14 protein-coding genes and 1 pseudogene are annotated in these 12788 nt (G+C 39.5%); 11 read left to right on the forward strand and 4 right to left on the reverse strand.

Annotated elements, in window-relative coordinates:
• Positions 1–28 precede the first annotated feature (28 nt).
• Positions 29–115 (reverse strand): annotated as a pseudogene (locus FJR05_RS21190) (DUF2237 family protein); the annotation flags it as partial.
• A 101-nt stretch (positions 116–216) separates the two neighbouring features.
• Positions 217–1845 carry a cyclic peptide export ABC transporter gene (locus FJR05_RS21195; protein ID WP_168645943.1) on the reverse strand — a complete coding sequence of 543 codons (1629 nt, stop codon included), beginning with the start codon at positions 1843–1845 and terminating at the stop codon, positions 217–219.
• Between FJR05_RS21195 and hpnI the strand changes: the two genes are divergently transcribed.
• Entirely contained in the window at positions 1844–3031 is a 1188-nt protein-coding gene (hpnI, locus tag FJR05_RS21200) for a bacteriohopanetetrol glucosamine biosynthesis glycosyltransferase HpnI (RefSeq protein WP_174783809.1), read from the forward strand. The genes FJR05_RS21195 and hpnI overlap by 2 nt on opposite strands.
• A gap of 117 nt (positions 3032–3148) precedes the next feature.
• Here the strand turns inward: hpnI and FJR05_RS21205 are convergent, their stop codons facing one another.
• Positions 3149–3766, reverse strand: coding sequence for a CAP family protein (locus FJR05_RS21205; protein WP_168645944.1), 618 nt, complete (start codon positions 3764–3766; stop codon positions 3149–3151).
• Positions 3767–3876: 110 nt separating this feature from the next.
• Here FJR05_RS21205 and FJR05_RS21210 point away from each other — a divergent pair, with 110 nt between their 5' ends.
• From FJR05_RS21210 to FJR05_RS21220, 3 genes are read left to right on the forward strand one after another with little or no spacing between them, the layout of a single operon-like run.
• Positions 3877–4620, forward strand: coding sequence for a sirohydrochlorin chelatase (locus FJR05_RS21210; RefSeq protein ID WP_168645945.1), 744 nt, complete (start codon positions 3877–3879; stop codon positions 4618–4620).
• Positions 4613–5368, forward strand: coding sequence for a uroporphyrinogen-III C-methyltransferase (cobA, locus tag FJR05_RS21215; protein WP_168645946.1), 756 nt, complete (start codon positions 4613–4615; stop codon positions 5366–5368). Before FJR05_RS21210 ends, cobA begins: the two co-directional genes overlap by 8 nt.
• 3 nt (positions 5369–5371) lie before the next feature.
• Positions 5372–5806: a BrnT family toxin gene (locus FJR05_RS21220; protein ID WP_168645947.1), complete on the forward strand. Its 435-nt coding sequence runs from the start codon at positions 5372–5374 to the stop codon at positions 5804–5806.
• Between the two features lie 19 nt (positions 5807–5825).
• Here the strand turns inward: FJR05_RS21220 and FJR05_RS21225 are convergent, their stop codons facing one another.
• Positions 5826–6866: a response regulator gene (locus FJR05_RS21225; RefSeq protein ID WP_168645948.1), complete on the reverse strand. Its 1041-nt coding sequence runs from the start codon at positions 6864–6866 to the stop codon at positions 5826–5828.
• Between the two features lie 221 nt (positions 6867–7087).
• Between FJR05_RS21225 and FJR05_RS21230 the strand changes: the two genes are divergently transcribed.
• From FJR05_RS21230 to FJR05_RS21260, 7 genes are all read left to right on the forward strand, one after another.
• Positions 7088–8023: an RluA family pseudouridine synthase gene (locus FJR05_RS21230; RefSeq protein WP_168645949.1), complete on the forward strand. Its 936-nt coding sequence runs from the start codon at positions 7088–7090 to the stop codon at positions 8021–8023.
• Positions 8024–8640: 617 nt separating this feature from the next.
• Complete coding sequence (locus FJR05_RS21235; protein WP_168645950.1) at positions 8641–9162, forward strand: phycocyanin subunit beta; 522 nt, start codon at positions 8641–8643, stop codon at positions 9160–9162.
• Positions 9163–9265: 103 nt separating this feature from the next.
• Positions 9266–9754 (forward strand): phycocyanin subunit alpha, encoded by a 489-nt coding sequence (gene cpcA / locus FJR05_RS21240; protein ID WP_168645951.1) that lies wholly within the window; start codon positions 9266–9268, stop codon positions 9752–9754.
• A gap of 328 nt (positions 9755–10082) precedes the next feature.
• Entirely contained in the window at positions 10083–10943 is an 861-nt protein-coding gene (locus tag FJR05_RS21245; RefSeq protein WP_168645952.1) for a phycobilisome linker polypeptide, read from the forward strand.
• 50 nt (positions 10944–10993) lie between these two features.
• A complete protein-coding gene (locus FJR05_RS21250; protein WP_168645953.1) occupies positions 10994–11233 on the forward strand; it encodes a phycobilisome linker polypeptide in 240 nt (79 codons plus the stop codon).
• A gap of 16 nt (positions 11234–11249) precedes the next feature.
• Positions 11250–12080 carry a HEAT repeat domain-containing protein gene (locus FJR05_RS21255; protein ID WP_168645954.1) on the forward strand — a complete coding sequence of 277 codons (831 nt, stop codon included), beginning with the start codon at positions 11250–11252 and terminating at the stop codon, positions 12078–12080.
• A gap of 105 nt (positions 12081–12185) precedes the next feature.
• On the forward strand, positions 12186–12785 hold the full coding sequence (locus FJR05_RS21260; protein WP_168645955.1) for a HEAT repeat domain-containing protein: 600 nt from the start codon (positions 12186–12188) through the stop codon (positions 12783–12785).
• Positions 12786–12788 lie beyond the last annotated feature (3 nt).

Genomic DNA, 12788 nt, shown 5'->3' on the forward strand with positions numbered 1-12788 from the left:
TTTATTTTTTTCAAAATGAGAATTGCTGACAAAACCCGTCACGGTAAAAGCCAGTCATGGGAGAAGTGCAGCAAATTTCTAAGTTTGTACCCAGTACGTTTTTAGCTTCTGTCATTTGATTTTAGATTTTAGATTTTAGATTTTAGATTTTAGATTTTGGATTTTGGATTGATTTCACGGTCACTTGTACCATTAAGGTATTCTTGGTTATGATTTCTAAGTTTGTGGGAGTTTATCAAATTCAATTTTGCCATAGTCTAGTTTAATAATTCTATCAGCTAAATGAAAATAATGATCATCATGACTAATTACTAAAATGGTTTTTCCCTGTGCTTTCAATTCTGGTAATAATTGAGTATAGAATATATCTTTGAATAATGGATCTTGATCAGCAGCCCATTCATCAAATAGATAAATTTGCCTATTTTCTAAATATGCTGTTAGTAATGCGAGGCGTTTTCTTTGTCCTTGGGAAAGAGATGTGGTGGAAAGTTTCCCATTTTCGATTTTAACTTTATGATCAAGTTGTAATTTCTCTAAATATTTTTGGGCTTGAATATCTAAGTTATTATTGGCTAATCCTAACAGTTCTTCAAATAAATAAAAATCAGAAAATACGACAGAAAAATGTTGGCGATACCATTCGCGGTTATTTTCTGTAATCAAAGTTTCATCTAAAATAATTTCGCCATCTTCGGGAATATATAAACCAGTGATTAATTTCGCTAAAGATGATTTACCGCTACCATTACCACCCACGATAAAAACTAATTCTTGGGGGTAAAGAGTAAGGTTAATTGGCCCAAGAATAAAGCTTTTATCTTCTTTGTCTGTGTAATAAGTGTGAGTAACATTTATCAGTTGTAAACTGTGCCAAGTTGTGAGAGTATGAGGGGGTGCAGTGGCAACTTCGGCACGACTGGCTAAAGATAAACCCAATGATTCGATTTTTTGTAAAGCAACGCTGGCTTTACTAATTAATGGTAAATTATTGGAAATATTATCCATCGGCAACATTAAATAAGTAAATGTGAGAATATAACCGGATAAGGTTTCGGCATCAATGGCGAATAAATGCGGTAAAATGAAGAGAACAAAACCAATGGCAAAGAAAAATATTAGTTTACCCCAACTGGTAGTTGTCGCAAACAAAGTTAAACCTTGGACATTATGATTTCTAAATTTACTGGCTGTGGCTTCTAAACGATTATTCAGGAAATATTGACGGCGTTGATAGTGGAGTTTGAGTTCTTTGATGCCGCCGGTAATGGTGCTAAAATTATTAAATAAAGCGTCTTGATCTTCGCGGGCTAAAGCTAATAATTTTTCTCCTCTATCTAATAACCATTTACAACTACCAATAGCTACTAGCATTAAAACCACAACCATTAAAAATACTAACCAAGATAGCCAAGTTATATATAATAAACATCCCAAAGCCATTGAGATATCAATACATAAAAATGGAATGACATATACAGCATTTGCCACTGCTTGGACATCTTCTGTTAAAGTGGCTAATAAACGAGGATTTCCTAATTGTTCTAAATGACTTAATTCCGATGCTAATATTTGCCGACTTAACTGCATTCTTAATTGCAAAACGGCATTTTGTGATAAGCGAATTAACATGATTTGAGACATTACGCCGGTAATTAAGGCTACGGTGACTAAACCGACGAAACCCCAGGCTATAGTTGTCAAAGGTGCAGCATTGCTTTTACTCGCAGCACTACTAATGAGGGCGATTAATCCTGCACTACTACCACCACTCAAGAAACCGGTGATAATAGCGATCGCTACCATTGTCCAAGAAGAACGCAAAAGAAAGTAAATTAGATTCATGTCTCAGTTGTCAGTTGTCAGTTGTCAGTTGTCAGTAGTTTTATTTGCTGACTCCTTCCCCCTGTTATTAATTCTCTGTTTATCAGCCGTTTTATTCTACACCTATGGGGTTTATGTAGGAATCGCTTTTTTGCTTTCCTCTCCTCCCATAAACCCGGAATTTCATCCCCCTGTCACTATCCTTAAACCCCTATGTGGTGTTGATAAGGATACTAACACCAACCTAGCTTCATTTTGTCAACAAGATTATCCCCAATATCAAATAATTTTTAGTGTCCGCAGTTCTACAGATCCTAGTATAGAAGTAGTTGAGAAACTAATTCAACAATTTCCCGAAATAGATATTAGTTTAGTGGTGAAAGATCATATTATCGGTGCAAATTTGAAAATTAGTAACTTAGCTAATGCTGTCACCACCGCCAAATATGATATTTTCCTCATTGCTGACAGTGATATTCGTGTCAGTTCAGAATATTTGCAAATAGTTATTCAACCATTACAAGATCAGAAAGTTGGTGTTGTTACCTGTTTATATCGTTCCACTGCCGAAGGAATAGCCACCATTTTAGAAGCTATTTGTACAGCCACAGATTTTCAACCGGGTATTTTAGTTAGTAAACAATTAGAGGGAATAAAATTCGCTTTGGGTTCAACCATTGTCATTCGTAAAACCACATTAGCAAAAATTGGCGGTTTTGCCGCCGTAGCTGATTATCTAGCAGATGATTATCAACTCGGCTATTTACCAACCCAAGCAGGTGACAAAGTAGTCTTATCTAACTATATCGTCGAACACGGATTAGGACATAGTAGTTTATTAGATTCTATCAATCGTCAAATTCGTTGGGCGCGTTGTATTCGTGTTTCTCGTCCTTGGGGTTATGCCGGCTTAATATTTACTTTCGGCACAGTTTCTAGTTTACTATTATTAATAACTAGCAGTGGTTCTACTCTCTCTTGGTTGGTGTTCTCCATAACTTTACTCATGCGCTTGATTATGGCTTGGGTAATAGGAATAAAAGTTCTTAATGATGCAGTTACTAAAAAGTTCTTTTGGCTGATTCCTGTTGCGGATATAGTGAGATTTATAATTTGGTGTTGTGGATTTTTTGGTAATACTATTGAATGGCGAGGTACGAAATTTAAAATAATTAAAAATGGTAAATTAGAAATAATCCAAAGTTAGTAAATCGCCAAACCTGTAGGGGCGGGGTTTCCCCGCCCTCAATAGGGTTTCCCCGCCCTCAATATTAATCTGCAATCTGCTGTAAGTTTAATAGAAAACAGAAAAATGACTTTTTCCCTACGGTTTTAGCACGTTAGCGGGAAACTGCCCTTGCACATTACCAGCGGGTACATAATGACAGACAACATAAAAAGCGTTGAATTTAGTCCCATTCATGGTTTTAGTGCCTCTTGCCGCACCACAACCTAATTGCGTGCTACTTTTCCACACAACCTGAGTAAAATGCCCCGTAGCCGCAGAAAATCCTGGACTATTATAGTTATAAAGTTTGACTTCATCGTACCATGACTTAACTGCTGTGTTAGCTAGGCTGTCTGAACTGATGGAAGGGGCGGTAGTATAGTAAACATATAAGTTTTCTCCAGCATTTCTGCGCTGACTAGCTGAACTGTGTTGAAATGAGCCACTACTGGCCAGATATTGCGCCCAGGTTTGAGCAGTATTATTAGCAGAACTACTAATTTTCATACTAGGACTACGATGGGTAGCTCGATAACCGTTATGCTTAGATAAGGCATTGCTTCTAAAAACATTCAAATCAATATTTGTTTGTGCTAAAGCACGATCGCTACCAATTGGCATTAAATTTGCCACCTGAGAGGGAATGATTCCTGTTAGTCCGAGAGTTAAAGCTGTACCTGTTGTTAAAGCAAAATATGAAAAAAGTTTATTCATGATTTTATCCTTACTGTAACGAGAATGAATTTTGAACAAATTCAGAGTATGGAGCAAATGTGATTTAATCTTTACAGTCCCCGCTGCGGCTTTTGTTTAATTTTCCTAATATGCAACTTCACAACATTACCGCTTATCTTTTAGTATCTCATGGAAGTCGTGATCCTCGTCCAGATATGGCTATGCAGCAATTAGCTGGAATGTTAAGAGAGATATTACCCCAGGGGGAAAATTTCGTAGAAGTTGCTACCCTAGAGGCAAATATCCAACCTTTACATTTGCAAATTCAAGATTTTGCTAATCGTGTTCAGGTTTGCGGCTGTAAAAAGCTGCAAATTATTCCTCTATTTTTGTTACCGGGATTCCATGTCATGACTGATATTCCCGCAGAAATAACCCTAGCAGAACAGATGATAAATAAAGGCATGATCATTGAATTGCGCCCTTATATTGGTAGTTATCCTGGGTTAGAAAAGTTTTTTGCTAAAATGATGATGACAGTGAAAGCAGATGTAGCAATTATTTTAGCTCATGGTAGTCGCCGCGCTGGTTCTCATACCTCTGTGGAAAGTATAGCAGCTAGTGTTGGCGCAGTTACAGCCTATTGGTCTGTGCCTCCGAGTTTAGAAACAAGAGTACAGGAATTAATTACTGCTGGTTATGGACAAATTGCGATTTTCCCATACTTTTTATTTACAGGTGGGATAACTGATGCGATCGCACAAGCAGTAGAAACGCTAAAATTAAAATTTCCATCAGTAAGTTTTCAACTCGCACAACCATTAGGAACAAGTCGAGAATTTGCTGATTTAATCGAGAATTTCATCACAGAAGAGGAAAAAGTTTTTGGGTAAAGTTTATTTAGTCGGTGCAGGTCCTGGAGATCCTGGACTTATGACTCTCAAAGGAAAAGGTTTATTAGCTTGTGCCGATGTGGTGATTTATGACGCTTTGGTGAGTCCAGAAGTGCTGGAAATGATCAATCCCCAAGCTGAACAAATCAACGCGGGTAAACGCATGGGTAGACATTCACTATTACAAGAAGTCACCACCCAATTACTCATTGAAAAAGCCGCAAATCATACCATAGTTGTCCGTCTCAAAGGTGGTGATCCTTTTATCTTCGGTCGTGGTGGCGAAGAAATGGCAGAATTAATAGCCGCAGATATTCCTGTAGAAGTTGTTCCAGGAATTACTTCAGGAATCGCCGCAGCGGCCTATGCTGGTATTCCCCTCACCCATCGGCTTTATAGCTCTTCTGTCACCTTTGTTACCGGACATGAATCCGCTGGTAAGTATAAACCCCAGGTAAATTGGCAAGCCATAGCGCACGGTTCAGAAACTATCGTAATTTATATGGGTATTCACAATTTACCCTACATTATTGAACAATTTACCCTAGCTGGATTGAGTTTAGATACACCCATTGCTTTAATCCGCTGGGGAACTCGGCCAGAACAGGAAGAATTAATTGGTGAACTAGGAACAATTGTACAACAAGTGGAAGCAAAAGGATTTCTTGCGCCAGCAATAGCGGTAATTGGTGCAGTCGTTAAGATGCACGATATATTATCTGGTAAAGAAAAAAAGGAAATTAAATAAGTAATGAATTTTGTTTACCAAACTCAGGGGATTGAATTTGAATGGGATATAAATAAGGCTGAGAGCAATTTTATTAAGCATGGTGTTAGATTTGAAGAGGCAGTAGAGGCATTTTTTGATCCTTTTTATCAAGAAGGAGATTATATGAGCAATAATGAAGAAATTAAATTACAAGTGCATCCTCGTGTCACAGAAGTTCTTTCCCTCAAAATACCCAGAGATACTTTAACATCATTAGAAGAAATAGCCGTTAATAAAGATATGTCTATAGAAGCTTTGCTGAAATTTTATATTGGACAAGGTTTACGAGAAGATATATCTAAGTTATTCAATGAACGATTATTAAATACAACTGTGCAAGTTTTGTCACGTCATATTGAGTCGCAGGAAGAAGTTTCTAAAATCATCCAAGAAATTAAATCTGAAACAATTAGATAAATTAGATATCTGGAAATTTTCACACAATATGATGAAAAATTATTTTCAGTAAATCCCCTTGAGAAAAAGGCTTTTCTAAATAGCCATTAGCTCTCACAAACTTAGCTTTTGCTTTATCTCTTAATCCCATTCTTTCAGTCATGAAAATTACCGGAGTATTTTTATAATGGGTGTGTTTCCGTAATAAAGAACAGATTTCATAGCCATCTAAATTAGGCATTTCTACATTTAATAAAATAATATCTGGCTGGACTCGCAAAATTTCCATTAAAGCTTGGGAAGAATCCATGAATTTCAATACAGAAAATATTTGCTCATCTAAAAAATCTTCGACAGTATTTAATATGCTATAATCATTGTCCACACCTAAAATGCTATATTTCTTCCTCTCTCTAACTGGGGAATTTATCGGCTGTTGTATATGTGGTTGAAAATCAACTTGATCAGAATTGATTTTAGGTAGTTGTTCCTGATATCTGCTACGTGAAGGGGACTGATGATGATTTTCAAAATTCAAATTTTCCTGAATATCAACCTTAACTCCTGATTGACATTGTTCTACTAAAGTTCTTAAATTCAAATGACAAAATTTAGGAAGATTATCTAAAAAAGTATGGGGAACAAATTCATAACTGCCATACTTTAAATCCAGTAATGATTCTAAAACCTCCAAAGCTAATTGTTCAATCAACAAAGCAGCCTGATAGTGGCTAATGTATTTTTGATTAACTAACCAACAAATTGCTAAGTAATCTGGATTGGGAATTGACTGATTCTCAATGTCTTTTTCAAAAATCATCCGTACTTGTTCATTAATACCTAAAGGAAGAGTAGAAATTTGTTGGCTTAATCTCTGTAAATTACGATAAAGAGGTTCAAACATTTCCTCAGAATAACTAGCGTAAATTAACTTACCCTGATCCATGTATATTGACCATGCACCTGATTCACTAAATATTTGCAAACAACCAGTAAAAGAATTATTAGTAATCTTTTTTAATAAGCTAATTGGTTGGATCTTTTGAAAAAATCTATATCTACTAATGGGAATTGTATTCATATTCTGAGATTGATTATTAAAATTTTTTCTCATGATCAGTTATAATTACTGAATTTTACAAAGGTTTTGAATTATAATTCTTGAATTATTCTTTTTAGGTTAGTATATATTTTCTAGAGAAATAAAAAAGTATCTTAAACATAAGATGAAAAAATGAAGTACAAAGGTTCTTCCAGAACATTTTGCATCTTCATGTTTCTTAAAACACTCCATACTTAATCGTGTCTGCAATTAATAATATCCAAGTTACCGAAAATAGCGATCGCCTAGACCGCTATCTATCCCAAGAATTATCAGATTTATCCCGTTCTCGCATCCAGCAGTTAATAGAACAGGGTCATGTTCAAGTTAATGAAAAAATCTGCACATCTAAAAAGATTAACCTGAAAACAGGCGATCGCATTACCCTGGAAATTCCCACAATTCAACCTTTAGAAGTAATTGCAGAGAATATTCCCTTAGATATTCTTTATGAAGACGACGAACTCATAATTCTCAATAAACCCGCAGGTTTAGTAGTCCACCCCGCACCCGGACATCCTGACGGGACCTTAGTTAATGCCATCTTGGCCCACTGTCCCAACTTACCAGGAATCGGCGGCGTGCAACGGCCAGGAATCGTCCATCGTTTAGACAAGGATACAACAGGAGCAATTGCGATCGCTAAAACAGACCTCGCCTATCAACACCTCCAAGCACAACTACAAGCAAAAACTGCCAGAAGAGAATATTTAGGCTTAATTTACGGTGTCCCCAAAACAGAAACCGGCACCATCAACTTACCCATAGGTCGCAATCCCCAAGATCGCAAAAAAATGGCCATTCTTGCCGTAGAAGATGGTGGACGTAATGCTATTACTCATTGGCGTGTCAAAGAACGTTTTGGTAACTACACCTTAATTCACTTCCAACTAGAAACAGGACGTACCCATCAAATTCGCGTCCACAGCGCCAAAATGGGTCATCCCATCGTCGGCGACCCCATTTATAGTTCAGGTCATTCCCTCGGCGTAAATTTGCCGGGACAAGCATTACACGCTTGGAAACTTCAGTTACAACATCCCACTTCTGGCGATTTAGTCGCAGTCACAGCACCTCTTCCCCGCAGCTTGACAACTTTACTGGAAGTCCTGCGCCGTCGTAGTGGTATTTATTAAGAAATCCTGAAAAAACAGCCATTTAGTCTCATTTTGTGAATGTTGCCTTTGGGAAAATTTATATCCCCCCTGGGGGGAAAAAAAGGAAAATTTCTCAAATATTTAGAAATGTAAAGTTAACACTCCTTAACAAAACTCAGAAAACTCATACAGAAGACAAAGAGGCTGTATTCTAATCAGATCAAGAATTTCCGGCAAAATTAAAACAATCTTTAACCGCTGAATATTGCGATTTCTTTCCAAAATTGTAAAGTTATGTAACATAAATATAAGATTTTCCTCAGCTATACCCCTTATATAGGAAGGATTTGAGCCTTGTCTTAAGTTATGATCTCATTTATTCATAATTTGTAACGAATAAAGACTCTATAGCATTGTATAAACATAAACTGTAGGGGTTAAACAACAGAGGAAAGTTGAAAAAGCAGGCAATTCATCAGGTTTGCCACTTTCTCATAAAATTTCCCTTCACTCTCATAATTTTTGGTTTGTAAACTGTAAACTAGTAAATGAGAGAGCGAATTGAGAAACGCTTTGATTTGACTCCGTTGCGAACAAATCCGAATTAGTTTTAATTTAGACATCTCTCAACTAAGTAATTTAGGAGATTAGAGTCCATGACATTAGATGTATTTTCCAAGGTTGTTTCCCAAGCTGATGCTAGAGGCGAATTCCTCAGCACCGAACAACTAGATGCTTTGACCGCAGTTGTAGCTTCTGGCAGCAAGCGTTTAGATGTTGTTAACCGCATCACAAGCAACGCTTCCGCAATCGTTACCAACGCTGCTCGTTCTTTGTTTGAAGAACAGCCTCAATTGATCGCTCCTGGTGGTAATGCTTACACCAACCGTCGTAACGCTGCTTGCTTACGCGACATGGAAATCATTTTACGCTATGTTACCTACGCTGCAATTGCTGGTGACGCTAGTGTTCTTGATGACCGTTGCTTAAACGGCTTGCGCGAAACATACCAAGCTTTGGGTACTCCTGGTAGCTCCGTAGCAGTTGGCGTTGGCAAAATGAAAGAAGCAGCGATCGCTATTGTTAACGATCCTAACGGTATCACCAAAGGTGATTGCAGTTCTTTGGTTTCTGAATTGGCAAGCTACTTCGACCGCGCTGCGGCTGCTGTTGCTTAATAATTCACTACAAAATAGCTCGAACCTAAATTGAGCTTTTCCCATAGTCTGCATGGCCTAGCCATACAAAAAAAGCAAGAAACTATCTAGGAGATTTTCACCAATGAAAACACCAATTACCGAAGCAATCGCATCTGCTGATACCCAAGGACGCTTTTTAAGCAACACCGAATTACAAGCAGTTAATGGTCGTCTAGTTCGTGCCGCTGCCAGCATGGAAGCTGCTCGTGGTTTAACAGCTAACGCTCAAAAATTGATTGACGGTGCTACCAGTGCTGTATACAGCAAATTCCCTTACACCACCTCTACACAAGGCAATCAATTCGCATCTGATGCTCGTGGTAAATCCAAGTGCGCTCGTGACGTTGGTCACTACCTCCGCATCATCACCTATAGCTTAGTTGCTGGTGGTACAGGTCCTTTGGACGAGTTCTTGATTGCTGGTTTAGCTGAAGTTAACGCAGCATTTGACTTGTCTCCTAGCTGGTACGTAGAAGCTTTAAAATCCATCAAAGCTAATCATGGTTTGAGTGGTCAAGCTGCTAACGAAGCTAATACCTACATTGACTACGCAATCAACGCTCTTAGCTAGATAGCGTCATGCCCGGAGAGGGATACAATTGTTAGATGGATTTACCCCTAAAGGGGTTCACCAGTCGTTCATGGGGAGTCACTGCGTAAGTTGGAAAATATTCCGACTGGGAATTGAGTGGCGTTAAGACCATACATGATCACTCTGGTTCACCTAGCAATTGGATCTAGCTCCGGGCATAGTTTTATGTACCAATAAAATAGGTCAAGAGGGAATAGGGAAGAGGCAAGAGGTAAGAAAGAGTAATCCTACTGACTACTGACCACTGACTACTAACCACTGACCAAGCTTTATTCAGCCAAAATTCGGCACAATAAAGGGGAAAAATATGTCAATTACAGCAGCAGCATCCAGACTGGGGACAGAGCCTTTTAGCGACGCACGCAGAGTTGAGCTACGCCCCAGCGCCAGCCGAGAAGAAGTCGAAGCGGTAATTCGTGCTGTTTATCGGCACGTTTTAGGAAATGACTATATATTGGCATCAGATCGCTTAATCAGTGCAGAATCACTGTTACGCGATGGCAACTTGAGCGTCCGTGAATTTGTTCGCAGCGTTGCTAAATCAGAACTCTACAAAGCTAAATTCTTCTACAACAGTTTTCAAACTCGGTTAATTGAACTCAACTACAAACATTTGTTGGGTCGCGCACCATACAATGAGTCTGAAGTAACTTACCACTTAGACTTATATATTAACCAAGGTTACGACGCGGAAATTGACTCCTACATTGATTCTGAAGAATATCAAAATAGCTTTGGGGAAAATGTTGTTCCCTACTATCGTGGTTTTGATTTCCAAGCAGGACAAAATGCAGCCGGATTTACTCGGATGTTCCGTTTATACCGGGGTTATGCCAACAGCGATACTGCTCAAGTTGAAGGTTCTAAATCTCGTTTAGCGCGGGAATTAGCCAGCAATCAGACTTCCTCAGTTGTTGGACCATCTGGCAGTAATGAAAACTGGGGTTTCCGTGTATCTGCGGATAACGCTCCTAAGCAAAACTTGGGTAATGCCGTAGGAGAATCAAATCGTACCTACCGAGTTGAAGTTACAGGCATCCGCAATCCAGGATACCCCAGCGTGCGCCGGAGCAGCACAGTATTTATTGTACCTTACGAGCGCCTCCTAGACAAAATGCAGCAAATTCATCGAGTTGGCGGCAAAATTGTCAGCGTAATTTCAACCTAAGATTCCGGTGCTGTTCACCGACAAAACTCATCATAGGAGATATAGAAGTAATGTTCGGTCAAACCACACTTGGCGCTGGTAGCGTTTCCTCATCTGCAAGCCGCGTATTTCGTTATGAAGTTATCGGCTTGAAGCAAAACGAAGAAAGCGACAAAAATAAATTCGACATTCGCCGTAGTGGTAGCGTGTTTATTACCGTACCCTACAGCCGCATGAATGAGGAAATGCAACGAATCAGCCGTTTAGGTGGCAGAATCGTCAAAATTGAAACTTTGACAGTAGCAGAATAAACATAACGCCCTGGCAATGATAGAAACCAGTGGAGAAGAATATTCTGTAGAGAATGCCCCAAATCTCACACCAGAGATAGCGATCGCTAACCTGCAATCATCAGATTTAAGTCTCCGCTATTATGCTGCTTGGTGGTTGGGTAAGTTCCGGGTCAGTCAGCCAGAAGCCATAGACGCACTGATCAGGGCGTTAGAGGATGAATCTGACAGAACCGAACTGGGTGGTTATCCCTTACGGCGTAATGCCGCGAGGGCGCTTGGTAAATTGGGCAACCTAAAAGCCGTACCAGGTTTGATTAAGTGTTTAGAATGTAGTGATTTTTATGTCCGCGAAGCAGCAGCCCAGTCTTTAGCTATGCTTCAGGATAAAACCGCATTACCAGCACTGATCAAACTGCTCGATGGGGGAGTTGACCAAGCCGTACAAGTACCTGGTTTTCCCCACCTTGCCCAGCCCTATACAGCAGTATTAGAAGCCTTAGGAGCTATGGGTGCAACTGAGGCTATTTCCCTTGTGCAGCCTTTTCTCAACCATCCTGTTCCTCGATTACAATGCTCCGCCGCGAGAGCCATGTACCAACTGACACAAGACTCTATTTATGGTGAGTTATTAGTGAAAACTTTGGCCACAGGTGATTTAAAAATGCGTCGTGTTGTGTTGGGGGATTTGGGAGCAATTGGGTATTTGGCAGCAGCAGAGGCGATCGCCCAAGCGCAAGTGGAAAGTAGCTTTAAACTTATTGCTTTAAAAGGATTATTAGAGTATCAACTGCCAGAACAGTCTGATACTTTTGATATATCCGCACCAGCTATCCGCATCATGAATCTCATAGATTCACTTTTGTAGTCAGTAGTCAGTTGTTAATTGTCAGTCGCAAAACTACTGACCGTTCGGCTGACGCTCACGGCGAAGCCACTGACCACTGACCACTGACCACTGACGACTAATCAAATGGATGAACTAATTCAGGCTGTCACCGTAGCAGAAACACCTGAGCAAATGGTGACAGCAGTTAAAAATCTGGCAGCAGTCAAAGATCCATTGGCAATTCCTACCTTAATTGCCGTCTTTGGTTATAACAATCCAGCAGCGGCCATAGTGGCAGCAGCCGGGTTAACGGAGTTGGGAGAAATAGCAGTGCCACAATTGCTAGACCAAATTGATGATTATAACTATGGCGCACGGGCTTATTCGATTCGCACAATAGCAGCGATCGCAGATCCCCGTGCTTTGGATATTCTCATCTCCACTGCATTGACTGACTTTGCCCCTAGCGTCCGCCGTGCTGCTGCGAAGGGATTAGGAAACATACATTGGCAGAAATTAGCACCTAATGAAGCTGAAATAGCCATTAACCGCGCCTTAGAGACACTTCTGTTGATTTGCGAAGATGCAGATTGGTCAATTCGTTATGCTGCTATTGTTGGGTTACAAGCTTTAGCAAAAGTGGCTATCGTGCGATCGCCTATTTCGGCTAAATTTCAATTAATGCTGACTAACGATACTGAAAAAGCCGTTCGCGCTCGCATTCAGTTGGCCTTAGCCCAGTAAACT

Origin of the sequence: Dolichospermum sp. UHCC 0259, from assembly GCF_009711935.1 — a bacterium.
Classification (GTDB): Bacteria; Cyanobacteriota; Cyanobacteriia; order Cyanobacteriales; family Nostocaceae; genus Dolichospermum.